Origin of the sequence: Alloyangia pacifica (genome assembly GCF_900116195.1) — a bacterium.
In the GTDB taxonomy this organism is placed as follows: domain Bacteria; phylum Pseudomonadota; class Alphaproteobacteria; order Rhodobacterales; family Rhodobacteraceae; genus Salipiger; species Salipiger pacificus.
This window is the reverse complement of record NZ_FOZW01000002.1, coordinates 574,840-596,852: the sequence shown is the minus strand read 5'-3', so window position 1 is coordinate 596,852 and position 22,013 is coordinate 574,840. Positions and strand designations below refer to the sequence as shown.

Below are 22,013 nucleotides of genomic sequence, written 5' to 3'. Positions count from 1 at the left end.
GGGCACCCTCTGGCTTTGGCTGTGCTGGTGGATCTGCGCGGCGCTCAGCCCGCGTAGACCAGCAAAAGGTGCACGCGCGCGCCACCGCGCCGCGCTTCGCGCTCCATCAGGGCCTGCCGTCGCGCGAGCTGCAATTTCTCCAGCGCCCTCTGTCGGGCGTTGTAGAGTTGCCGGACCCGCGAGCCGCGATTGCCGATCTGCACCGACAGATGGCTCTGCGTGCCGGGAAAGAACCCGCGGAGATTGCGCTGCGCCGCGCGGAACGCCTCGTCCGCCTCGATCCAGGCGGCGTAAGTTTTCATCAGAAGTCGTCGTGATGCGGAAGCCATGCGTCTCCTCCCCAGGAAAAGCCTCTGTCTCGACAGGTCTCCAGTATAGGGCGTCGCCGCGGTTCTGTCAGCCACGCCAAGTGACGCAGGGAAAATTCGTGATGGGCCGTGAAGCTCAGGCGCCGCCGCCGGCCCGCGCCGCCCAGGGCAGGATCTCCGACACCATCTTCCGGGCGGCGAGGTCGAAGGCCGGCACGAGGCTGGCAGTCTCGTCATCGGCCGCAGGCTGGCGCACCTCAAAGGTCCGGCTCGCCACCACCGAGGAATCGCGTTCCCGCACCAGCCGCAGCATCAAGCGCAGGTGCACGGTGACGGGGGCGTCCGTGCCATAGCTCTCGGCCTGGAAATCGGTCAGCTCTCCAAGCAGCGCGTAGTCGCCCTGACCGCCGAGCGGCGCGCGTCCCACCGAGGCGAAGGCTCCGGTCTCGGAGATGCTGCGCACCAGCAGCGTCTGCAGCATCGCGGGCGTCTCGTCGGACCAGCGCGCGCCGGGCAGGTACTGCGCCTGCAGCGGGCCGGGCCGGATCATGATCCGGTCGGTGCTCAGTGCGCCGCTGGCGATCGGCTCCTCGACCACCAGTTCGGCCCAGCCGCGCCGCGCGGCCCCCTCGATGACCGGGGTCTGCAACTCGTAGATGTCCAGCGGCTCGGAGGCGCTGTCGAGCGCCGAGATCGCGGCGCAGCCGGAGGTGCCGAGGGCAAGCAGGAGGGCGGGCAGGAAAGATCTCGGGAGCATGGCGTTACCTTCGGTATTCGGGGGCGCGGTCATCGAGGAAGAAACGGCTCGGATCGCGGCGCAGCTGCGTGGTCAGCGCATCGAGGTTATCGATCAGGGCGCGCGCCTCGGCCGCGAGCCGGGCAAACTGGGGCAGGGCGGTGGCACTGAAGTCGCGCAGCGCGGGGCGGGTGTCGCCCACTGCGCCCTCGAGCCCGGCGAAGGCCGCCGCCGCCGAGCGGCTGGCGGCGCGCAGCTCGCCGGTGATCTCGGGGATCTGCTCCGACACCGCGCCGACCGCCGTTTCCAGCGCGGCGAGCGTCTGGCGCAGCTGCGCGGTGATCTGCAGGGCCTCCTCGTTGATCACGCGGTCGGCCCCGTCAAATGCACGCTCGGCTGCCGAGAGCGCCCGGTCGCCGGTCTCCAGCGTGCCATTGATCGCCGAGAGCGTCTCGTTGGCGGCGGCAAAGGTCGAGCGTGCGGCTTCCAGCGTCGCGGAGGCCTGTCCCGCCAGCCCGTCGAGCTGCCCGGAGGCCGAGCTGAGGTCGGCCCCCACTGTGTCGATGGTCTGCACGGCGGAGCGCGTCGCGCTGCGGATGTCCTCGAAGATGGCGGTCAGATCAGCGCCCGTGGTGTCGCCGAAGCCGCGGATCACCTCGGTGGCCTCGGTGGTGGCGGTGCGCAGCTCGGCGATCAGCGCGGCGGTGTCGCCGGCCAGCAGCCCGTCGAGACGCTGCGCCGCGCCATCGACGCTGCGCGAGGTCTGCGACAGCTCGGCGATCAGCCCGTCGACCGAGGCCAGCGTCTGCTGCGCCTCGTTCAGTCGTGCGGTGGCGGCGGTGCCGGTCTCGGTGAAGGTTTCCGCGAGTGTCTCGGCGCGGGCGCTGAGCGCGGCAAAACGGGTTTCGATCTCCGCCACCGAGGATTGCAGCTGGTCGGTCGCTGGGCCGAGCCGGTCGGTGATATAGGCCTCGGCGGCCTGAGCTGTGCCGGTGCCCTGGGTGACCAGACCACGCGCATCCTCCGACAGCGCCCGGATCGAGGCCAGCGCCTCCTGCGCCTCGGTCATCACGCCCGCGACATCGCCGGTCATGCCGTCGATGCTCTGGTTGAAGCGATCCATCTGGTCGGCGAAGGTCGAGACCGCGCCGGTCACGCTGGAGATATCCTGCAGCGTCTCCGACAGCTCACCGGACGCCTGTTCGACATTGAGAAGGATCGTCGAGACCCGCTGCTGGTTCTCGTTGCCCAGCATACGGCGCAGCCCGCGCACCAGCTCGAGCGTCTCGTCGAGGATCTCGGGACCGGACTCGGTCAGCGACTGCAGCGCCGACTGGCCCGCCTCGATCTTCGGCACAGCTTCGCCGCCCTGGTCCGAAAGCAGCCGCGCGCCGGGGCTGCCCGGAGTGATGCTCACATAGCCGACACCGGTGACACCCTGCGCCTCGATCGTGGCGGTGCTGTTGCTGCGGACCGGCGTACCTGCAGCGACCTCGATGCGGACCCGAACCCTGCCGTCCTGTTCGGGCGAAAGACCGAGTGTCACCACCTGTCCCACGGGGAGCCCGGCAAACCGCACCTCGGACGCCACGGACAGCCCCGAGACCGAGGAAAAGTCGATGTCGTAATAGTCGAACTGCCGGTCCAGCTCGACATTGGCGAACCACAGCAGGAAGCCGAGCAGGCCCAGGAACCCCGCGATGGCGAAGGCTCCGACAAGCACGTAGTTTGCGCGGGTTTCCATGGTCAGTCAGCCTCGGTCTCTGCGTTGGGCCGGTCCGCAGCGCGCGCGAGCCGTGCACGCGGACCGGTGAAATATTCCTGCACCCAGGGGTGGTCGACCTCCAGCATATCCGCCAGCGTTCCGGTCACCAGCACGCGCTTCTCGGCCAGAACGGCGACACGGTCGCAGGTTGCGTAAAGCGTGTCGAGATCATGGGTGACCAGAAAGACGGTCAGACCCAGGGACTCGCTCAACGTGTTGATCAGCGCGTCGAAGGCCGAGGCGCCGATGGGGTCGAGACCGGCGGTGGGCTCGTCGAGAAAGACGATCTCGGGGTCGAGCGCCAGCGCCCGCGCCAGGCCCGCACGCTTGCGCATGCCGCCCGACAGTTCGGACGGGTAGGCGTCACCGGCGCGGTAGGGCAGCCCGACGAGGGAAATCTTGAGCTCCGCCAGTGCGCGGCGGAGTTCGGGCGACAGATCCGGAATGCGGCGCAAGGGCACCTCGACGTTTTCGCGCACGGTGAGCGAGGAAAACAGCGCGCCGTCCTGGAACATCACCCCCCAGCGGTCGTCGAGCCGGGCACGCTCTTCGGCGGAGGCGTCCAGCACCTCGGTCCCGAAGGCCTCGATCCGGCCCGCCGCCGGCCTGTCCAGACCGGTGATGGCGCGCAGCAGCACCGATTTGCCGGTGCCCGAGCCGCCGACCACGCCGAGGATCTCGCCGCGCCGCACGTCGAGATCGAGACCGTCGTGCACCACGTGGCTGCCGAACTGCGTGCGCAGCCCGCGCACACGGATGATCGTGTCGTTTGCCTCGGCGGTGGTCACAGCCCCACCTCGGCAAAGAAGATCGAGAAAAGCGCATCCGCGACGATCACTGCGAAGATCGCCGTGACCACCGCGCTCGAGGTCATCCGGCCCAGCGATTCCGCGTCACCCTTCACCTGCATTCCGGCGTGGCAGCCGACCACGCCGATGATCACCGCGAAGACCGGCGCCTTGACCAGCCCGACGATCACGTTGCTCACGTCGACATCGGCGACCAGCCGGGTACGGAACATCGATGGCGAGATGCCGAGCTCGATCCAAGACATCAGCGCGCCGCCGAACAGCCCCATGAGATCCGCGATCAGCCCGAGGATCGGCAGCATCAGCAGCAGGGCGAGGATGCGCGGCACGAAGAGCACGGTCACCGGATCGAGCCCGAGCGTGCGCATGGCGTCGATCTCTTGCCGCATTTTCATCGAGCCGATGGCAGCGGTGAAGGCCGAGGCCGTGCGCCCCGCGACGATGATCGCGGTGAGCAGGATCCCCAGCTCGCGCAGCACCGAGATGGCGATGAGATCGACCACAAAGACCTCGGCTCCGAACTGCCGCAGCTGGGTCGCGCCCTGAAAGGCCAGTACCACACCGATCAGGAAGGCCATGAGCGAGACGATCGGCACCGCTTTGAGCCCCACGTCGTCGCAATGGGCGACGAGCGAGGTGAAGCGAAACTCACGTGGATGCCGCATGACGCGGAACAGTCCGGCGAGAAACAGCCCGAGGTATTCGAGCAACCCGCCGAGAAAACCCGCCGCGCCCATGACCCGGCGCCCGGTCGTCTCGAGCAGTGCATGGATACCGCCGGGCCGGGCCGGGAGCTCTTCCGCGATCGGCATCGCGCGGCGCACGGTGCTCAGCAGCAATTCGGCACCCTCGGTGGCGCCGCGGTATTGCACCGCGCCCCCCGCCGCCGAGACGCGCTGCTCGAACTCGGCAAGCGCCCAGGCTCCGGCGGTGTCGATCCTGGTGACGCCCGTCAGGTCGATGAGCGCGTGTGGCGGTGCGACCTCCAGCTCTGCATGCAGAGCCGCAAGGTGCTGCACGGTCAGCGCACCGGAAAGGCCGATCACCTCCTCGGGCCCCGATTCTCCTCGCTCGACTTGCAAACCCTGCGTACCCATGGGCCGCCGCACTCCCGCCTATCTTTTTCATTTTGAAAGGTTTTGCTTCGTTTCGCCAGCCCAATCCACAGGGCGGGCACGGGCGCTTTGACGCGGGGCACGGCTTTCAGGCGCCGTCCGGACAGGTGCTTGAGCTCTCTGGGCAGGGTGCCGCGGGCGCTGGGAGGATGCCGCCTTTGGCAAGTTCCGCACGATTTTTGTGCAAATGCGCAGCCGAAGCGCTTCGAGGTTGATTAAACGATTAATTACCCATTGACCGGCGGAAAACTCGCTGATTAATCGTTTCACCAAAGAGGATACGGAATGGCCAGCATCAAGCAGATCGCACAGGATATCGGGGTTTCGGCCGCCACGGTCTCGAACGCGCTCACCGGCAAGGGGCGCGTGTCGAAGGATCTGGCCGACCGCATCCGCGCCCGGGCAGATGAACTCGGCTATCGGCCCAGCAGCGCCGCGCGCGCACTGAAGACCGGCCAAAGTGGTATCATCGGCCTCGTCATGCCCGATCTAACCAACCCGCTGTTCCCGCGCATCGCGCAGAACCTGTCGATCGCCGCCGAGGCGCGCGGTCTCGGCATTCTCATCGCCGACTCGCGCGGCAGCGAGACCCGCCAGACCGAGGCTCTGCAACAGCTTGTGGGACGCGGGGTCGACGGGGTGGTTGTCGTGCCGCAGAAGGGCACCTCGCCCGAGGCGCCCGGCCTGCCGATGGTGACGATCAACACCGCGCGCGACCCGCGCAACACCGTTTCGGCCGATCACATCGGCGGCGGTGCCTTGATCGGCGCGCATATCCGCGAACTGGGACACGGTCACGTCGTTCTGCTCGGCGGTGACCGGGTCTCGGACGTGCAGCAGGACCGCATGCGCGGCATGCGCGAGGGTTTGGGCCCGAGCGTTCGGAGTGAAACGGCCTGGGGCGATGCCGGGCTGACGGCGCTGCCGGGACTGGTGGGGCAGGGTGCGACGGCGATCCTCGCGACCTCGGATCTGCTTGCGCTTTCCGCGCTGTCCGAGCTGTCCCGCGCTGGATTTTCGGTGCCGGAAGACGTCAGCCTCACCGGTTTCGACGACCTGCCCTTTGCCACCGCCATGCACCCGGCGCTGACCACCACGGCGCAGGACGTGAGCGCCATCGCCGAACACGCACTCGAGGTTCTGACCGGTCTGATCGCCGGTGCGGAGCGCCCCGAAACCGGTCACGCGGTGCCCATGCAACTGGTGCCGCGCGCCTCCACCGCCGCCCCGAGATAACCACCCACGATCCCGACCAACACGGAGTGACTGCCATGAAATCCACCCTTTCGATCCTCGCGCTGGCCAGCTTCTTCGGCTCCGCCGCCCATGCGGCCGACAAGACGCTGACCATCTCGGTCTATTCCTTCGCGCAGGACGAGTACCGCGAAGCGCTCTACGATCCCTTCGAGGCGATCTGCGGCTGCAAGCTGGTCGTCGAGACCGGCAACAGCGTCGAGCGCATGGCAAAGATCGAAGCCAATGCCGCCGATCCGGTGATCGACATGGCTGTGATCTCCACGCAGGACGCGCTGGCACTGGCCCGCAAGGACCTGATCCAACCGCTCGACAGCGCCAAGCTGAGCAACTTCGACAAGCTCTACGACAGCGCCAAGGACCCCATTGGCGATAATATGGCCGTCGGCTACACGTTCTACGCGAGCTCCATCGTTTACCGCTCTGATCTCGTGGATATTTCCAGCTGGGGCGATCTGTTGGGCGAGGAGATGGCCGGGCAGGTCGCTCTTCCCAACATCACCACCACGCAGGGCCCGCTGACGCTCATGATGCTCGGCAAATCCGAGGGAATCGAGGGTGACCTGTCGCCGGTGATCTCCGAGATCGGCGCGCATTCCGACGACATCGTGACCTTCTTCTCGCGCTCGTCCGAACTGGTTCAGCTGATGAACCAGCAGGAAGTCATCGCCGCCCCCGTGGGCCGCTTCGCCTGGGGCAGCTTCAAGGACGCCGGCCTGCCCTTCGCCTGGGCCGAGCCCGAGGAAGGCCAGGCCGGCGGCATGAACGTGATGGTCATGACCAAGGGCAACGGCAACGAGGAGCTGGCCTACCAGTTCATGGATTACTGGCTCTCGACCGAGGTACAGACCAAGATCGGCGAAATGCTGATCGACAGCCCGGCCAACAAGGAGGTCGAGCTCAGCGCAGAGGCCGCCGAAAACCTCACCTATGGCGCGGATGTCATTGAATCTCTGAACATCATGCCGGCCGCCGAAGTGCTCGACAAGCGCGAGGGCTGGGTCGAGCAGTGGAACGCCGAGGTGATCCAGTAAGCATATCGCCGGGGGCACTCTCCCTCCCTTGCAGCCCCCGCGACTGGCCATGGACGCCGCCCCCTTTCCGGCGCCCATGGCCCCCGAACTCCATGATCCCATGCGGCTCCAAGACGGGCCCCTGCGATCCGAGCGCTCCGCCCCGCGGGCCGGGCGCATTCCGACACCCGCCCCAGACAGAGGGGAACACGCATCATGTTTCGCAACACCCGCGAGGGGCTGGCGCTGGCGCTACCGGCCGCCATCTTCTCAACGCTTCTCTTTCTGGTCCCGGTGGCCATCCTGCTCTCCGAAGCTTTCCGGGGCACCTCGGGCGGATGGTCCCTGCAGGGGTACATCGATTTCTTCTCGACGCCGCTGAACCGCACGGTGTTCCTGCGCACGCTGAAACTTGGCGCGCTGGTCGCGGGCACGGCGGCGGTGATCGGCTATGCCGCCGCCTTCTGCATCGTCAACCTAGGGCCGAAGTCGCGTGGCAAGGTCTTCGGCATGGTCGTGCTGCCGCTGATGATCTCGCCCGTCGCCCGGACCTACGCCTGGATCGTCATCCTCGGCCGCACCGGCATCGTCAACGAGGCGATCACCGGCCTCGGCCTGTCGGACACGCCGCTGCGGCTGCTGTTCACCGAGACCGCCGTCTTCCTCGGCCTTCTGCAGCTCTTCCTGCCGCTGATGATCATCAGCCTCGTGTCGGCCATGGAGAACATCCCGCGAGACGTGATCCCCGCCGCCCGGGTGCTTGGCGCGAGTTGGATCGAGGTCTTCTTCAAGGTGATCCTACCGCTGACCAAGGAAGGGCTCGTCATCGGCGGCACGCTGGTCTTCACCGGTGCGCTGACGGCCTACATCACCCCGGCGATCCTCGGCGGCTCGAAGGTGCTGATGCTGGAAACGCTGCTCTACCAGCGCGTCAACGTGTCGAACGATTTCGTCTCGGCCAGCGTCATCGCCATGATCCTCATCGTCATGTCCTTCTCGGCGAACCTGCTGCTGAAGCGCATCGCCACCGCCCGGAACTGACCTCATGAACACCTCCATGCGCCACCTCGCCAACTGGTCCATTCTGGGTCTGACGCTGACCTTCCTGATCGGGCCGTTCTTGATCATCATCCTCGCCGGGGCCTCGAACACCGAATATCTCGCCTTCCCGCCCGAGGGGCTGACCCTCAAGTGGTACCTCAAGGTCTTCACCGTCGAGAGCTTCCGCGCCTCTTTCCTGCTGTCGATGGCGCTGGCGGTCTTCGGCACGCTGGCGGCGCTGCTGCTTGGCGTGCCCGCGGCCTATGCGCTCAACCGCTACGACCTGCCGATGGCCGAGACCGTGCGCACCATCGTCGCAGCCCCGATCATCGTGCCCGGGATCATCGTCGGCCTCGCCCTCTTGCGCTACATGGTGGTGCCCACCGGAGTGACCGTCACGCTGGCGCTCTTCATGGCGCACACGGCGCTGGTGTTGCCCTACGCGGTGCGGGTTGTCTCCTCGTCGATGACCAACCTTCGGGCCGATATGGAAGAGGCCGCGGTGCTGCTCGGCTGTTCGCGCCTGCAGGCCTTCACCAAGGTGGTGCTGCCGAACATCCGCGGCGGGGTCCTCGCCGCCTTCATTCTCGGCTTCGTCACCTCCTTCAACCAGGTGCCGGTCTCGCTGTTCCTCTCTGGCCCCGGGGTTCGCACCCTGCCCATCGACATGCTGGCCTACATGGAGATCACCTTCGATCCTTCTGTCGCCGCGCTCTCGGCGCTGCTGGCCTTCATGTCGCTCGCCATCGTCTTCACCGCCGAACGCCTGCTGGGATTCTCTCGCTATGTCTGACGCCTTCGTCCAACTCTCCGACCTCACCCTCAGCTACGGCAAATCGGTCGCCGTGCCGAACCTTGACCTCTCGATCCGCGAGGGCGAGCTGATTGCGCTGCTGGGGCCCTCGGGCTGCGGCAAGACCACCACCATGCGCGCCATTGCCGGGCTGCTCTCTCCCACCGGCGGGACCATCACCATCGACGGGCGAGACGTGACCCGCGTGCCCGCCAACAAGCGCGGCATCGGGCTGGTGTTCCAAAGCTACGCGCTCTTCCCGCATCTGACGGCCTTCGAGAACGTCGCCTTCGGCCTGCGCCTGCAGAAACTGCCCGAGGCCGAGATCAAACAGCGTACCGAGGAAGGGCTGGCGACCGTCGGCCTCACCGGCTTCGAGAAGCGCAAGCCCGCCGAGATGTCCGGCGGCCAGCAGCAGCGCGTGGCGCTGGCCCGATCGCTGGTGATGCGTCCCAAGGTGCTGCTGCTCGACGAGCCGCTCTCGAACCTCGACGCCCGGCTGCGCCTCGAGATGCGCACCGAACTGCAGCGGGTGCAGAAGGAGACCGGCATCACCATGGTCTTCGTCACCCACGACCAGGCCGAGGCACTGGCGCTCGCCGACCGCATCGTGCTGATGAAAGACGGGAAGATCGAGCAACTCGGGACGCCCGCCGACCTCTATGCCCGGCCCGAGACGGCTTTCGCCGCCGAATTCATGGGCTTCGAGAATATCTTTAAGGTAGAGGGAGAAGAGATAGTGACAACTTCTGGGCGTCTTCCTCTGGAGGCCCGCCCGGAGAGCCCGATCCTCGCCTGGCGCCCGGACGCGGTGACCGTGGGCAGCGGACCGCACGAAGGCCGGGTCGCCGCCTGCAGCTTCGCCGGGGCTCACCGCGAGTATGTCATCGATTCAGCCCTCGGCCCGATCAAGGCAGATGCCGCCATCACGTTGCCCGAGGTGCCGCTGGGAGAGGCGATCCGCTTCGACCTGCCGCTTGCCACCGCGAGGGGCCTCGCGGCATGAGACTCTGGGTCGACACCGACTTCGGCTTCGACGACCTCTGGGCGCTGCTGCTACTCCGCCACTACGGGGCGACGGTCGAAGGTATCTCGCTGGTCGCCGGCAACACGCCGCTGCCGCAGGTCATCGCCAACGCGCTCGGTGCAGCCGAGGCTTACGAGCTGGGCGCGCCATTGCACGCAGGGGCCGACAAGGCGTTGGTGCGAGAGGTCGAGACCGCGCAGGAGATCCTCGGCGAGAAGGGCATGGACAGCCGTGGCCGTTTCCTGCCCGAAGTCGACAGAGCTCAGCCGCCTGCCGATGCCGTGGAGGCGCTGGCCGCATGGCTGATGCAGGACGGACGGCGCGAGGTGCTCGCACTCGGTCCTCTGACCAATATCGCGCTGCTGGTGCAACGTTTCCCAGAGGCCGCCGCGCGCATCACCCGGCTGGTCTGGATGGGTGGAAGCAACGGGCCGGGCAACCATTCGCCGCTCGCCGAGTTCAACGCGCTCTGCGATCCCGAGGCGGCGGCCATCGTTGCCGGTGCGGGGCTGCCGCTCGACGTGATCGACCTGATGATCTGCCGGCAGGCAATCTTCGGCCCAGAAGACATGCCGCAGACGGATCCGCTCACTGCCGACCTGCTTGGCGGCTATCTCGACATCGGGCTGAAACGCGGGCGCGCCGGCATGGCGATCTACGATCCGGTCGCGGCGCTCGCCATGGTCCGCCCCTCGGCCTTCGCCTTCGAGCGCCAGAGCCTCACCGTCTCGACCACACCGAACGAAACCTACGGCGCGACCCGTTTCAGGCCCGACCCGCAGGGGCTGACCCGCCTGCCGACAGCCCCCCTTGAAGACATCGCGCGTCTCTGCCTCGACGCGCTGCGACAGGAGGCTTCGCATGGCCTTTCCGAGTGATCTCAACGATGCCGAACTGCGCGCCCGTGCCGTAAGGGCCGCCCGAGGCGAGACACCTTTCGACCTGCTGATCGAGGGGGGCACGGTGCTCGACATGGTAACCGGGCGCGCGCGCAAGGCCGACGTCGGTATCATCGGTCCGCTGATCGCCAGCGTCCACGCGCCGGACCCGGCGCGCCCCGCCAAGGCGCGGATCGGCGCGCGTGGCATGACCATCGTGCCGGGGTTCATCGACAGCCACATGCATGTCGAAAGCTCGATGATCACCGCGGCGGAATATGCCGCCGCCGTCGTGCCGGGCGGGGTGACCACGGCGCTCTGGGATCCGCACGAGTTGGCGAATGTCTCGGGCGAGGCGGGGCTCGGCTATGCCTGCGACGCCGCCAGGGACCTGCCGCTACGCCTGCTGCCCCTGGTGCCGACCTGCGTGCCCTCGGCCCCGGGGTTTGAAGCCTCCGGCGGAGATTTCACGCCCGAGATCGTTGCCCGCTGGCTGGCGCGCGACGACATTCACGGCGCCGCCGAGCTGATGACCATGCGCCCGCTGCTCGAGGGCGATGCGCGCGTCGCCGGGATCGTGCAGGCCGGACTCGACGCGGGCAAGCGAGTCTGCGGCCATGCGCGCGGGCTCACCGGTGGCGATCTCGCCGGCTTTGCCGCCGCCGGGGTCGAGACCGACCACGAGCTGACCAGCGCGGCGGATCTCATGGCCAAGCTCGAGGCGGGCTTCACCATCGAGCTGCGTGGATCGCACGAGCATCTCCTGCCTGAGTTCGCCGAAGCGCTGGTCGAACTCGGAGAGCTGCCGCAGACGGTCACGCTCTGCACCGACGACATCTTCCCCGACGATCTGCTCCGCAAGGGCGGGCTCGACGGGGTGATCCGCATGCTCATCGACTGCGGGATGCCGCCGGTCTGGGCCTATCGCGCCGCCACGCTCAACGCCGCGAGCCGCATCGGACGGCCCGATCTCGGCCTCGTCGCACCCGGCCGCCGCGCCGATCTGGTGCTGCTGTCGGACCTCGAAGAGGTGCGCGCCGAGACGGTGATCGCCGACGGGTGTGTGGTCGCCGAAGGCCGCAGGCTCATCGCCCGCCCAGAGGCCGCAGACGTGCCCGCACCGCTGCGGGCAACCATGCAACTTGCGCCGCTGCGCGCCGAGGATTTCGAGATCCGGGCCACCGGGCCGCAGGCGCGCATCGCCACGCTGAGCAAGCCGCGCTTCCCGGTCTGGGGCGAGCGCAAGGTCGCCGTCGAGGAGGGCAGGCTGGTGCTGCCGGAGGACATGATCCGCATGGGCATCATCAACCGCCATGGCGCGGGCACCCCCATGCGAATGGCCTTCCTCGAGAACTGGGGGGACTGGCGCTGCGCCTTTGCCACCACCGTCTCGCATGACAGTCACAACCTGACGGTCTTCGGTCGCCGCCCCGAGGATATGGCCGCCGCTGCGAATGCGGTGCGCGAGGCCGGGGGCGGTGTCGCGGTGGCCTCGCGCGGCAAGGTGCTGCATTGCCTGCCGCTGCCGCTCGCCGGGCTGATGAGCGATGCGCCGCTGGGGCAGGTGGCCGAGAGCTTTGCCGCGCTTCGCGCGACGCTTGACGGGCTGGTCGGCTGGCAGCCGCCTTATCTCGTCTTCAAGGCGCTCTTCGGGGCGTCCCTGGTCTGCAACGCCGGGCCGCGGCTCAGCGACCTGGGGCTGGTGGATCCCTTCGAGGGGAAACTTCTGAAAAGCTGCGTCCTGCGAGACGGGCTGAGCTGATCGCGGGTGGTGGGCCGCCGCGCGCGGTCCCACCTGTAGCGCTCAGAATCGGTGCGGGAAGTGCAGCATGAAGCTCTGCACGTCGAGGTCGCCGGAGAAGGCCTCCGGGCTGCGCGCCATCATCTCGCGGATGAAGTCCCTGCGCGCGCGAGCCTCCTCGGGCGTGCTGGCCGGCTCGCGGCGGGGCGCGCGTAAGGACAGCCAAAGCCGGGACACTCGCGACAGGGACAGCCGCGGAAGGGTCAGGCGGAAGCGGGCGGGGAGGGATGCGGAGAAAGCCATTGCCGTGTCCTTTCAGGGGCTGGACTGCAGGGGTGTGACCTGACTTCAGCATAGCGCGCAGGGCCGCCGCGCTGGTATCGGCGCCGGTGTTGTGCTGCTCTACATAAATGAAGAGCCGATTCCGCAGCTGGACGGACGTTCGGACCTTCCTCGCGGTGCTGCGGGAAGGCTCGACCCTCGCCGCCTCGCGCCGGCTCGGCCTTGCCCAGCCCACCGTCGCGCGGCGCATAGAGGCGCTGGAACATGAGCTCGGCCTCGTGCTCTTCGATCGCGACACCCGCGGCTTCCGGCCCACCGCCGCAGCGCAGGCGCTGCGCCCGCATGCCGAGGCAATGGAGGCGGCCGCCGAGGCGATGGCCGACTGCGCCGAGGCGCAAGGCAGGCCCCGGCCGATCCGGATCACCGCGTTCTCGGCCAATTTCTCGCCGCGTGTGACGCAGGTGTTCAGCGCTTTCTCGGCGGAGCACCCGGAGGTGCGCTTCGAGTTCCTGCCGGGAGTGAAGCCGCTCGACCTTCTGGGCGGAGAGGCCGACATCGCGCTGCGGATCACCCGCAGCACGCCGGAGCCGGAGCTCATCTGCCGCAAGATCAGCACCGCCCGTTTCACGCTTTACGGCGCACCGAGCTACGCCGCGCGTCACGGTCTGCCGTCCTCGCCCGGCGAGATGGGCGGCCATGTCTTCGTGACATACGAGCCCGAGACCATCCCCTCGGTCTACCACGACTGGCTGCGCCCGCGCGTTGCGCCCGCGCAAATCGTACTGTCGTTCACCGAGATCGGTCTGCATGAGGCGGCGATCCTATCGGGGCATGGGCTAGGCGTGCTGAACCTGCGGATGGCCGAGGCCGACGAAGCCGCGGGGCGGCTGATCCGCTGCTTCGCGCCGCCCGAGGAGATGACGGCGCAACACCTGATGCTGATTTCACCCGAGGCCTGGCGTCGGCCCGAGGTGAAAGCCTTCACCAGGTTTTTCGCGCCGCGCTACGCCGCGCTGTTCCGCGATCCGGACTGAGGGGCGGGGACACCGGTCCTGTGGTGGAGGCTCCGTTCTGCCGCCGCGGTGCCAATGTCCAGCAGATAAAGCCCGCGCAGACGCGAAAAGGCCCGCACCTTTTGAAAGGTGCGGGCCGGTCTTCAAGCTTTGAAGCGGATCACTTCAGGTCGAAGCGGTCGGCGTTCATCACCTTGGTCCAGGCATCCACGAAGGCGGCCAGGAAGGTCTCTGTTCCGTCGTCCTGGGCGTAGATCTCTGCATAGGCGCGCAGGATCGAGTTCGAGCCGAACACCAGGTCGACGCGGGTCGCGGTCCATTTCACCTCGCCAGTCTTGCGATCGCGGATCTCGTAGAGGTCCTTGCCCGCCGGAACCCAGCTGTAGGCCATGTCCGTCAGGTTGACGAAATAGTCCGTGGTCAGCGCGCCAGGGCGGCCCGTGAAGACGCCGTGCTTGCTGCCACCGTGGTTGGTGTCCATGGCGCGCATGCCGCCCAGCAAAACGGTCATCTCGTTCGCCGTGAGGCCGAGCAGCTGTGCCCGGTCGAGCAGCATCTCTTCGGAGGAGACCGCGTAGTCCTTCTTCTTCCAGTTGCGGAAGCCGTCGGCCACCGGCTCGAGCGGATCGAAGCTGCCTGCGTCGGTCATCTCGTCGGTCGCGTCACCACGGCCCGGTGCGAAGGGCACCGAGATGTCGTGACCGGCCGCCTTGGCCGCCAGTTCCACGCCGACGTTGCCGGCAAGGACGATGGTATCCGCGAGGCTCGCACCGGTAGCGTTCGCCAGCGGCTCGAGCACGTTCAGCACGCGGGCCAGACGCTCGGGCTCGTTGCCCTCCCAGTCCTTCTGCGGGGCGAGACGGATGCGTGCACCGTTGGCACCGCCGCGCATGTCGGAGCCGCGGAAGGTACGGGCGCTGTCCCATGCGGTCGACACGAGGTCCGACACGCTCAGGCCCGAGGCCGCGATCTTGGCCTTGAGGCCGCCGATGTCGTAGCCGGTGGTGCCGGCGGGGATCGGATCCTGCCAGATCAGATCCTCGGCGGGCACGTCGGGGCCGACGTAGCGCACCTTCGGGCCCATGTCGCGGTGGGTCAGCTTGAACCAGGCACGGGCGAAGACGTCCGAGAAATACTCCGGATCGGCCATGAACTTCTGGCAGATCGCGTTGTAGATCGGATCAACCTTCATCGCCATGTCCGCATCGGTCATGATCGGCATGCACTTGATCGAAGGATCCTCGACGTCGGCCGGCATGTCTTCCTCGCGGATGTCGATGGGCATCCACTGCCATGCGCCGGCCGGCGACTTCTTGAGCTCCCACTCGTAGCCGAAGAGCAGCTCGAACCAGCCCATGTCCCACTGGGTGGGGTTCTTGGTCCAGGCACCCTCGATGCCGGACACCACGGTGTCACGACCGATGCCGCGGCCCTTGGTGTTCATCCAGCCCATGCCCTGCGCGGTCACGTCGGCGGCTTCGGGATCTTCCGACAGGTTCGCCGCATCGCCGTTGCCGTGGGCCTTTCCGATGGTGTGGCCACCGGCGGTCAGCGCCGCGGTTTCCTCGTCGTTCATTGCCATGCGGGCAAAGGTCTCGCGGACCATCGCTGCGGTGCGCATCGGGTCCGGCTGGCCGTTCACGCCCTCGGGGTTCACGTAGATCAGGCCCATCTGCACTGCCGAGAGCGGGTTCTCGAGCGAGGCGGGATCGGCGACGTCACCGTAGCGCGTGTCGGACGGCGCGAGCCATTCCTTCTCGGCGCCCCAGTAGACATCCTTTTCCGGGTGCCAGATGTCTTCGCGGCCGAAGGCAAAGCCAAAGGTCTTCAGGCCCGCGACCTCATAGGCGATGGTGCCCGAGAGGATCATCAGGTCGGCCCAAGAGATCTTGTTGCCGTACTTCTTCTTGATCGGCCACAGCAGGCGGCGGCCCTTGTCGGTGTTGACGTTGTCCGGCCAGCTGTTCAGCGGTGCGAAGCGCTGGTTGCCGGTGCCACCGCCACCGCGGCCATCTGCGAGGCGGTAGGAGCCCGCCGCGTGCCATGCGACGCGGGCGAACATGCCGACGTAAGAGCCCCAATCCGCGGGCCACCACTCCTGGCTGTCCTTCATCAGCTGACGCAGGTCGTCCTTGAGCGCTTCCACGTCCAGCTTCTTCAGCTCTTCGCGGTAATCGAAGGCCGGCGCGAAGGGCTTCGTCTTGCTGTCATGCTGATGCAGGATGTCGAGGTTGAGCGCGTTCGGCCACCAGCTGGTCACCGAGGTGGCGGTCGAGGTCTGACCGCCGTGCATCACCGGGCATCCGCCCGTGGGTTTCACATCATTTCCGTCCATCGTTGGCTCCGGCATTCGCTGCGTTGGTTTCTCCGGGCGATCTCCTCCCGCCGTCCGGCCGGGCCGGATGGGGTGATCAGACACCGCGCAGGGATGAAGTACCGGCCCATGATGATAAACGGAAATACGATTTATTTTGAATTGAGATAATCTAAAGCTATCACGGGAAGGAACCCGGAGTGTTTAGGGACCACGGAGTTGCTAAGCTGTGTCGGGACGGAACCCTTGCGGCGGCAATTGGTTCCTTCCCCATGAATCAGCACACCGACCTGACCCGCCCGCCGTTTTCGTCCAGCGAGACGATCCACCGCCCTGCAGAGGAGCGCTCGGTGGACAGCGCGTCGCGGCTGTCCGCCCGGTTGATCTACGAGGTGGTCCGCCGGGACGGCGAGGAAGAGCTGAACCGCCCGGCGGTCTCGTTGATCTGGTCCGGGCTCGCGGCGGGGATCCTGATCAGCCTGTCGGTGATCGCCCAGGCGGTGCTCAAGGCCTATCTGCCGGAGGCTGGCTGGGCAGTGCTGGTAGAAAGCCTCGGGTATTCGCTCGGTTTCATCGTGGTGATCTACGGCCGCATGCAGCTCTTTACCGAGAACACCATCACAACCGTCATGCCGGTGGTGGCGCAGCGCTCGGCAACGTGTCTGCGCAAGATGCTGCGGCTGTGGGCCATCGTGCTGGCGGCGAATGTCGTCGGGGCGATTGTCGCCTCGGGGTTCCTGCTGTTGCCGGGCGTGCTGCCGCCGGAGCTGACCGAGAGCCTGCTGGCCGTGGCCCGCCATGCGGTCGAGGGCACGGCCGGGGGCAACTTCGTGCGCGCCATGCCCGCTGGCGTGCTGATCGCCGCGCTGGTCTGGATCATGCCCGGCGCGCGCGGCGAGTCGCTGCTCATCGTGCTCGCCATGACCTGGCTGCTGGCGGCGGCGGGCTTTGCGCATGTGATCGCCGGATCGGTGGAGGCCGGGCTGCTGGTCTGGCATGGCGATATGCCGGTACACCACGCGCTCTTTGGCTTCTTCCTGCCGGTGCTGGCGGGCAACGTCGTCGGCGGCACGGCGATCTTCACGCTGGTCACCTGGGGCCAGGTGAAGAACGAAGTGGCGCAGGCCGACGAAGATCAGCTGGACGACGGCCGGCGCAACGCGCGCAAGACCTAAGCTGCCTAGGCGGCCCCGGCCGCGGCGGAGGCACCGGCCTGCTGGATACGGAAGTTCCAGGCGATCACCGCGTTCAGCACGGCTGCACCAACGAAGGAATAGGCCACTAGGTCAAGCGGCAGGACAAAGCACGACACGAGGAAGATCACCGCGTCGAAGCTCATCTGGAACCAGCCGGTCTTGAAGCCGGTCTTTTCCTCGACGATCAGCGCCAGCACGCCCAGCCCGCCGGCCGAGGCGTTGTGCCGAAAGAGCGCAATCAGCCCGGCCCCGGCGCTGGCCCCGGCGAGGATCGCGGCAACCAGCGGCGGCAGGTGGTCGAAGGACACCCAGCTCTGCAACAGCGGCGTGGTGACCGAGATCCCGACGACCGCGGCGATGGTGCGCAGGGTGAAGCTCCGGCCCCGGCGTTTCCACGACAGCCAGAAAAACGGCAGGCTGACCAGCAGGAAGATGGCGCCGAAATCGAGCGGCAGCATGTAGGACAGCAGCACCGATGCTCCGGCGGTCTGGCCGGTGATCAGCCCGGCGGCCTTGAGGAAGACGACGCTCAGGCTGGCCATGAGGATGCCGAAGGCGATGCCCTGCGCGTCGTAGAGCGAGATCGGGGTTTTGAACTTCATCTTGCGAGGTCTCCAGCGAGGCGTCGTGTTTGCGTGTATCGGGGCAGGGCGGTCAGATGCGATGCGCCGGGGCGAGGGCGCGGGCGATTTCCGAGGTCTCGCCGTCCAGCGCCGCGGCGAGCAGCGCGCCGGTGGTCGGACCGAGGGTGAACCCCTGGTGGCCGTGACCGAAATGAAACCACAGGCCCTTGTGGCGCGGGGCCTCACCAACCAGCGGCAGCATGTCGGGCAGGCAGGGCCGCGTGCCGGACCATTGCGGCTCGTCGACGCGTCCGCCGATCTCCAGCATGTCCGAGATCGCCGCGCGGCCCCGGTCGAGCTGGCGCAGGTCCACCGGGGCCTTGCGCGTGACAAGCGCCGCGCCCGTGGCGATGCGCAGCCCGGCCTGCATCTGCCCGGCGACCACGCCATTGTCCATGTCGACGATAGGGCGCAGCGGCGGGCGCTTCGTCTCGAAGTGACCGTGGTAGCCGCGCTTGTAGATCATCGGAATCCGGTAACCGAGGCGGCGCAGCAGCGTCGGCGACCACGGGCCGAGCGCGACGACCACATGCTCCGCCGTGACCCGTTCGGCCGCCGTGGTCACCCGCCAGCCTGCGCCGGATTGTGCGAGGCTCGCCGCGTCTCCCTCCAGAAGACGACCGCCGCGACTGGCGAAGAGCTTGGCGTAGGAATGCACAAGGCAACCGGGCGCGCTGCAGCTCCAGCTGTCGGTCCAGTGCAGGACACCGGCGGGATCGCGCTGCAGGGCAGGGTCCTCGCGCCGGTAGTCGGCTCCCGAAACGGCCCGATGGCGCACGCCGTAGTCCCGCGCGAGCCGTTCGGCATCGGCGACGTCGGCTTCGAAGGCGGCGGCGCTGCGGTAGAGCTGCACCATGCCCTCGCGGGCGATCAGGTTGTCCGCACCGGCGGCCTCGATCAGCGGCGCGTGGTCTGCGGTCGCGCGCGCGGTCAGTTGCGCGTAGGTGCGGGAGATCTCGGCGTGGCGACGGGGCGCGGACTGAAGGAAGTAGGACCAGAGCGCCGGGGCCATCTGGGTGACGCCGCGCATCGACCAGGTGACGTCATTGCTGCGGCCGGTGACCATCGACCAGAGCGTGCCCAGATCGCGCGGCAGCCCGTAGGGCTCGGCGGCCTCGGCCTGGATGATCCCGGCATTGCCGAAGGATGTCTCGCGGCCCGGTGCGCCACGGTCGACAAGGCTCACGGAATGGCCGCGCGCCTGCAGTGCCAGCGCGGTGGACACGCCGACCATACCGGCACCGAGAACGAGGATTTCAGCCATGCAGGGGCTCCGGAGTTTCGAGTGTGGCGGAGGATCGGGCACGCGCGGCCAGCCCGTCGATCAGCAGGTCGAGCAGCACCGTGTAGCTGTCGTCGTAGGGAACCTGTGCGCCGTTCTGCCAGCGCAGCACGAAGATGCGGTTGGCCAGCTCCGGCAGCGCGGCATGGGTCAGCGGGTAGGCTTCGGGATCAACCTCGGCCATGCGTGCCGCGACACGGTCCTGCCATGCGCCATCCTCCGAGGACGGTGCCGGCGCAAGTTCGACGGTCACGAAACCGCAGAGCCCGCCGATCAGCGCGTTGAACGCGTTCCTCAGCGCATCTCCCTGGAAGCCGCCATCGGAGAGCGCCGCAAGCACGATCTCGATCCAGTCGAGGTTGGCAACGCCGTTCGACTTCATCTGCGCGCCGAGCAGCGGCGAGACATTGGGATGGCGATGCACCGAGGCGCGATACGCAAGAAACACCTGCCGCAGCCGGTCGGTCCAGGGCGCAAGCGGGTCCTGCGCGGCCGCGAGCTGGCCGGTGATTGTCGCGGCAATGGCCGCGAAGAGGTCTTCCTTGGACCCGCCGACATGCCAGTAGATCACCGCCGGGGACACGCCGAGACCACGTGCCAGTTCGCGCAGCGAAAACGCCGACAGTCCCTTTGCGTCGATCTGCGCGATGGCGGCCGAAATAACCTGCTCGCGGCTCAGGCCGACCGCCGCAGCCCGTCCGCGGGGCGCGCGACCGCTCCGGGTTGCGGGTACGTCGTTCATCGCGACAGAGGCCGCGCGAATTGGCGGGGCCGGATGCGTGTCTGGGGGATGGCTAGGGTGCGAAGCGCGGTCATCGGTTGGGTCCTGCGGATGTCCGTCCCGCAATAGCCCATCAATAGAACGATGTTCAATTGAAAATATCGGCTCCGTGCCAGGTCAATCTCCGGGCGTCCGCCTTGGTCCATTGGGCCGGCTCAGCACAAAGGCAGAAGCTCCGGCCATGCACAGAGCCTGGATCAGAAGAACGCGCGTCGGTACGGCCAGCACGAGGCTGAGTGCCATGGCGGCGATCATCATGCTTACGGCCAAAGCCTTGTAGCGTGGCGCGATCGCACCGTGGCTCCGCCAGTCGGCGATCATCGGCCCGAACCTCGGGTGCCGGGTGAGATAGTCATGAAGCCTTGGCGAGCTCTTCGAGAACGCGAAGGCCGCGAGGATCACGAAGGGTGTGGTCGGCAGCAGCGGCAGGACGATACCAATCGTCCCTGCAAAAAGCGCGAGTCCGCCCAGCGTCAGCCACAGGACGCGCAAGCCTCCGGAACGGGGCGTCGAAGGGCTTGAGGTGGGCCGGCGGTCCATCTTGTCCTCTGAATGAAGGTCGGGCTCATCCTAGCAGATAGCGCGGAAATGCTGGCGTGCAAAACCTGCGATACGACGGGCTGCGGGGCATCTGGAGCAATCCGCTCGCAGAGCGTATAAGTATGATTATGTTAATTTAATAGGTCGGCGAGTTGAGAATCCGAGCGTTGCCGCTCCATGGCCTCGACGACGAACAGGATGCCAGGATTTGTGTGTGGAGCGTCCACTTAGAAATGGATCATCACTCCTCTGGGCCGTGGACCGCTTCTTCCGAGCACTCGGGATCGCCTTCCCAGCCTGGCTTACGGACCTTGCACTCGAGCCCGCATCTCTGAGCAGCGTTTCAGACTTGTCCGCTGCCGTGGCGCGGTTTGATCGCGACCTCGTCCTTCTCGGAAACTGCGCGTTGGGCCTTTGCATTGCGCATGGACAGGACGTAGAGCGCAAGGATCATGATCGCGGGAATGGCCATGTAAACCAGCACCGCGATCACCGGATGTGCGCCTGAATTCCAGAGCACAACTCCCGCTAGAACACCGATAATTCCCGAAAGACATGCAATCACGAAACCGCCACCCGATGAAATGACGTGGCCTTCTTCGGGTTCTTTGGGCTTGTGATCCATGCGCCTCCCTTCCTGAAAGTGTTCGCTCTAAGTTTGCGCTCGCTGGCGCTAACACAACCTGACGCCAAGTAAAGAAAAACTTCCGAGGGCCGCGCGTTAACGTAGGGGCAACATCTTCAGGTTAGCGAATTTTTCGCGATATGGCGAACAATTGCGTGAACAATGAGTTTTGACTTTAAGTCAGTTCGTTAACATTCGGCAACTATTCGGTAATCTCACTTCCAATTCCGACGCCCAACCAAGGCGATCCAATTGTTCAGCGGCGGTCTCGCGCAAATTCAGCCGCCAAAGCTGCCCCGTGCCGCGCCAGTACGCCCGAATCCCCCGCGCGAGGCCACTGCCGCCCGGCTCATTGGCGGTTTGCCGGCGGTGGTCGGCGGTTTCGAGAACATGCTCGCACCCAATTTCGCGCGCCCGGAATTGCTCGAATAGGTGCTGGCACCGGTCGCATTGGTGAAACGTCCGTCGGGCGTCCGATAGAGCGGTTGAGACGCCGCGAGACCCGAACGACCGCCGAGCATGTTGCCGATCAGGTAGCCAGCCAGCAGCGGCATAAAGATGCCGCCCGAGCCGCCCTGCACCTGCTGGGCCTCGCTGCCGCAGGCGCCTTCGCCGTGCTGCTCCTCGCAGACCTGCAGGCTGTCGTAGCGCGGCGCGGATTCCACGTGCAGCGTCTCGGCCTCGGCGAAGGCCGCGTCGCAATCCCGGGCCGAGAACATGCCCCCCGTGAGCGCGGCACTTCGGCAGCTTTCGAGATCGGGGAACGCCTGCGCGTCGACCTGTTCTTCACGGCAGCCCGCAAGGCTGAAGGACGCGGCGCCGACAATCGCCAGTGCGACGGTTCTGGAACGTTTACGCATCGTGTTCTCCCAAATGT

General features: G+C 67.0%; 22 protein-coding genes. 9 read left to right on the top strand and 13 right to left on the bottom strand.

All coding sequences use genetic code 11. The annotated features are described in order from the left end of the window. Window positions 1–44: 44 nt before the first annotated feature. The 5 genes from BM397_RS07280 to BM397_RS07260 form a co-directional block, all read right to left on the bottom strand. On the bottom strand, window positions 45–302 hold the full coding sequence (locus tag BM397_RS07280) for a hypothetical protein (RefSeq protein ID WP_092420489.1): 258 nt from the start codon (window positions 300–302) through the stop codon (window positions 45–47). A gap of 142 nt (window positions 303–444) precedes the next feature. After that, window positions 445–1,065, bottom strand: a complete 621-nt coding sequence (locus BM397_RS07275) for an ABC-type transport auxiliary lipoprotein family protein (protein ID WP_092420486.1) — start codon at window positions 1,063–1,065, stop codon at window positions 445–447. 4 nt (window positions 1,066–1,069) lie between these two features. After that, a complete protein-coding gene (locus BM397_RS07270) occupies window positions 1,070–2,788 on the bottom strand; it encodes an MlaD family protein (RefSeq protein ID WP_092420483.1) in 1,719 nt (572 codons plus the stop codon). A gap of 2 nt (window positions 2,789–2,790) precedes the next feature. Then, window positions 2,791–3,597 (bottom strand): ABC transporter ATP-binding protein, encoded by an 807-nt coding sequence (locus tag BM397_RS07265; protein ID WP_092420480.1) that lies wholly within the window; start codon window positions 3,595–3,597, stop codon window positions 2,791–2,793. Continuing rightward, window positions 3,594–4,715: an ABC transporter permease gene (locus tag BM397_RS07260; protein ID WP_092420477.1), complete on the bottom strand. Its 1,122-nt coding sequence runs from the start codon at window positions 4,713–4,715 to the stop codon at window positions 3,594–3,596. Before BM397_RS07260 ends, BM397_RS07265 begins: the two co-directional genes overlap by 4 nt. Before the next feature lie 303 nt (window positions 4,716–5,018). Between BM397_RS07260 and BM397_RS07255 the strand changes: the two genes are divergently transcribed. From BM397_RS07255 to BM397_RS07225, 7 genes are all read left to right on the top strand, one after another. After that, window positions 5,019–5,969 carry a LacI family DNA-binding transcriptional regulator gene (locus BM397_RS07255; protein WP_092420475.1) on the top strand — a complete coding sequence of 317 codons (951 nt, stop codon included), beginning with the start codon at window positions 5,019–5,021 and terminating at the stop codon, window positions 5,967–5,969. Between the two features lie 35 nt (window positions 5,970–6,004). Then, on the top strand, window positions 6,005–7,021 hold the full coding sequence (locus BM397_RS07250; protein ID WP_092420473.1) for an ABC transporter substrate-binding protein: 1,017 nt from the start codon (window positions 6,005–6,007) through the stop codon (window positions 7,019–7,021). A gap of 195 nt (window positions 7,022–7,216) precedes the next feature. After that, window positions 7,217–8,041: an ABC transporter permease gene (locus tag BM397_RS07245; RefSeq protein WP_092420470.1), complete on the top strand. Its 825-nt coding sequence runs from the start codon at window positions 7,217–7,219 to the stop codon at window positions 8,039–8,041. Window positions 8,042–8,045: 4 nt separating this feature from the next. Further along, window positions 8,046–8,834 carry an ABC transporter permease gene (locus tag BM397_RS07240; protein ID WP_218124844.1) on the top strand — a complete coding sequence of 263 codons (789 nt, stop codon included), beginning with the start codon at window positions 8,046–8,048 and terminating at the stop codon, window positions 8,832–8,834. Continuing rightward, a complete protein-coding gene (locus BM397_RS07235; RefSeq protein WP_092420466.1) occupies window positions 8,827–9,840 on the top strand; it encodes an ABC transporter ATP-binding protein in 1,014 nt (337 codons plus the stop codon). The genes BM397_RS07240 and BM397_RS07235 overlap by 8 nt, the downstream gene beginning before the upstream one ends. Beyond that, window positions 9,837–10,739 carry a nucleoside hydrolase gene (locus BM397_RS07230; protein ID WP_092420463.1) on the top strand — a complete coding sequence of 301 codons (903 nt, stop codon included), beginning with the start codon at window positions 9,837–9,839 and terminating at the stop codon, window positions 10,737–10,739. Before BM397_RS07235 ends, BM397_RS07230 begins: the two co-directional genes overlap by 4 nt. Then, complete coding sequence (locus BM397_RS07225) at window positions 10,723–12,501, top strand: adenine deaminase (protein ID WP_092420460.1); 1,779 nt, start codon at window positions 10,723–10,725, stop codon at window positions 12,499–12,501. Before BM397_RS07230 ends, BM397_RS07225 begins: the two co-directional genes overlap by 17 nt. A gap of 42 nt (window positions 12,502–12,543) precedes the next feature. On the opposite strand, the gene BM397_RS07220 is transcribed toward BM397_RS07225, so the two are convergent. Beyond that, window positions 12,544–12,783 (bottom strand): hypothetical protein, encoded by a 240-nt coding sequence (locus tag BM397_RS07220; protein WP_092420457.1) that lies wholly within the window; start codon window positions 12,781–12,783, stop codon window positions 12,544–12,546. A 107-nt stretch (window positions 12,784–12,890) separates the two neighbouring features. Here BM397_RS07220 and BM397_RS07215 point away from each other — a divergent pair, with 107 nt between their 5' ends. Further along, window positions 12,891–13,796, top strand: a complete 906-nt coding sequence (locus BM397_RS07215) for a LysR family transcriptional regulator (protein WP_092420454.1) — start codon at window positions 12,891–12,893, stop codon at window positions 13,794–13,796. A 139-nt stretch (window positions 13,797–13,935) separates the two neighbouring features. Here the strand turns inward: BM397_RS07215 and katG are convergent, their stop codons facing one another. Next, the gene (katG, locus tag BM397_RS07210; protein WP_092420450.1) at window positions 13,936–16,110 is read right to left on the bottom strand and encodes a catalase/peroxidase HPI; all 2,175 of its coding nucleotides are present in this window, start codon (window positions 16,108–16,110) and stop codon (window positions 13,936–13,938) included. A gap of 251 nt (window positions 16,111–16,361) precedes the next feature. Between katG and BM397_RS07205 the strand changes: the two genes are divergently transcribed. After that, window positions 16,362–17,264, top strand: coding sequence for a formate/nitrite transporter family protein (locus BM397_RS07205; protein WP_092420447.1), 903 nt, complete (start codon window positions 16,362–16,364; stop codon window positions 17,262–17,264). A gap of 5 nt (window positions 17,265–17,269) precedes the next feature. Here the strand turns inward: BM397_RS07205 and BM397_RS07200 are convergent, their stop codons facing one another. The 6 genes from BM397_RS07200 to BM397_RS07180 all read right to left on the bottom strand — a co-directional run bounded on the left by BM397_RS07200 (window position 17,270) and on the right by BM397_RS07180 (window position 21,996). Beyond that, on the bottom strand, window positions 17,270–17,887 hold the full coding sequence (locus tag BM397_RS07200) for a YitT family protein (protein WP_092420444.1): 618 nt from the start codon (window positions 17,885–17,887) through the stop codon (window positions 17,270–17,272). 52 nt (window positions 17,888–17,939) lie between these two features. Then, window positions 17,940–19,172 carry an NAD(P)/FAD-dependent oxidoreductase gene (locus BM397_RS07195; protein WP_092420440.1) on the bottom strand — a complete coding sequence of 411 codons (1,233 nt, stop codon included), beginning with the start codon at window positions 19,170–19,172 and terminating at the stop codon, window positions 17,940–17,942. Next, complete coding sequence (locus BM397_RS07190) at window positions 19,165–19,932, bottom strand: TetR/AcrR family transcriptional regulator (protein WP_092420437.1); 768 nt, start codon at window positions 19,930–19,932, stop codon at window positions 19,165–19,167. Before BM397_RS07190 ends, BM397_RS07195 begins: the two co-directional genes overlap by 8 nt. A gap of 156 nt (window positions 19,933–20,088) precedes the next feature. After that, on the bottom strand, window positions 20,089–20,463 hold the full coding sequence (locus BM397_RS07185) for a YbaN family protein (protein WP_176806499.1): 375 nt from the start codon (window positions 20,461–20,463) through the stop codon (window positions 20,089–20,091). 391 nt (window positions 20,464–20,854) lie between these two features. Beyond that, on the bottom strand, window positions 20,855–21,136 hold the full coding sequence (locus BM397_RS28935; RefSeq protein ID WP_143015332.1) for a hypothetical protein: 282 nt from the start codon (window positions 21,134–21,136) through the stop codon (window positions 20,855–20,857). Window positions 21,137–21,414: 278 nt separating this feature from the next. After that, window positions 21,415–21,996: a DUF1190 domain-containing protein gene (locus BM397_RS07180; RefSeq protein ID WP_092420431.1), complete on the bottom strand. Its 582-nt coding sequence runs from the start codon at window positions 21,994–21,996 to the stop codon at window positions 21,415–21,417. Window positions 21,997–22,013: the final 17 nt, after the last annotated feature.

What these genes read in the sequence shown, in the direction of transcription:
- BM397_RS07200 (WP_092420444.1), bottom strand. Translation starts at nt 17,887, where the DNA reads ATGAAGTTCAAAACCCCGATCTCGCTCTACGACGCGCAGGGCATCGCC.
- BM397_RS07180 (WP_092420431.1), bottom strand. Translation starts at nt 21,996, where the DNA reads ATGCGTAAACGTTCCAGAACCGTCGCACTGGCGATTGTCGGCGCCGCG.
- BM397_RS28935 (WP_143015332.1), bottom strand. Translation starts at nt 21,136, where the DNA reads ATGGATCACAAGCCCAAAGAACCCGAAGAAGGCCACGTCATTTCATCG.
- BM397_RS07190 (WP_092420437.1), bottom strand. Translation starts at nt 19,932, where the DNA reads ATGAACGACGTACCCGCAACCCGGAGCGGTCGCGCGCCCCGCGGACGG.
- BM397_RS07245 (WP_092420470.1), top strand. Translation starts at nt 7,217, where the DNA reads ATGTTTCGCAACACCCGCGAGGGGCTGGCGCTGGCGCTACCGGCCGCC.
- BM397_RS07215 (WP_092420454.1), top strand. Translation starts at nt 12,891, where the DNA reads ATGAAGAGCCGATTCCGCAGCTGGACGGACGTTCGGACCTTCCTCGCG.
- BM397_RS07235 (WP_092420466.1), top strand. Translation starts at nt 8,827, where the DNA reads ATGTCTGACGCCTTCGTCCAACTCTCCGACCTCACCCTCAGCTACGGC.
- BM397_RS07260 (WP_092420477.1), bottom strand. Translation starts at nt 4,715, where the DNA reads ATGGGTACGCAGGGTTTGCAAGTCGAGCGAGGAGAATCGGGGCCCGAG.
- BM397_RS07275 (WP_092420486.1), bottom strand. Translation starts at nt 1,065, where the DNA reads ATGCTCCCGAGATCTTTCCTGCCCGCCCTCCTGCTTGCCCTCGGCACC.
- BM397_RS07220 (WP_092420457.1), bottom strand. Translation starts at nt 12,783, where the DNA reads ATGGCTTTCTCCGCATCCCTCCCCGCCCGCTTCCGCCTGACCCTTCCG.
- BM397_RS07280 (WP_092420489.1), bottom strand. Translation starts at nt 302, where the DNA reads ATGAAAACTTACGCCGCCTGGATCGAGGCGGACGAGGCGTTCCGCGCG.
- BM397_RS07195 (WP_092420440.1), bottom strand. Translation starts at nt 19,172, where the DNA reads ATGGCTGAAATCCTCGTTCTCGGTGCCGGTATGGTCGGCGTGTCCACC.
- BM397_RS07250 (WP_092420473.1), top strand. Translation starts at nt 6,005, where the DNA reads ATGAAATCCACCCTTTCGATCCTCGCGCTGGCCAGCTTCTTCGGCTCC.
- BM397_RS07255 (WP_092420475.1), top strand. Translation starts at nt 5,019, where the DNA reads ATGGCCAGCATCAAGCAGATCGCACAGGATATCGGGGTTTCGGCCGCC.
- katG (WP_092420450.1), bottom strand. Translation starts at nt 16,110, where the DNA reads ATGGACGGAAATGATGTGAAACCCACGGGCGGATGCCCGGTGATGCAC.
- BM397_RS07270 (WP_092420483.1), bottom strand. Translation starts at nt 2,788, where the DNA reads ATGGAAACCCGCGCAAACTACGTGCTTGTCGGAGCCTTCGCCATCGCG.
- BM397_RS07225 (WP_092420460.1), top strand. Translation starts at nt 10,723, where the DNA reads ATGGCCTTTCCGAGTGATCTCAACGATGCCGAACTGCGCGCCCGTGCC.
- BM397_RS07205 (WP_092420447.1), top strand. Translation starts at nt 16,362, where the DNA reads ATGAATCAGCACACCGACCTGACCCGCCCGCCGTTTTCGTCCAGCGAG.
- BM397_RS07230 (WP_092420463.1), top strand. Translation starts at nt 9,837, where the DNA reads ATGAGACTCTGGGTCGACACCGACTTCGGCTTCGACGACCTCTGGGCG.
- BM397_RS07240 (WP_218124844.1), top strand. Translation starts at nt 8,046, where the DNA reads ATGAACACCTCCATGCGCCACCTCGCCAACTGGTCCATTCTGGGTCTG.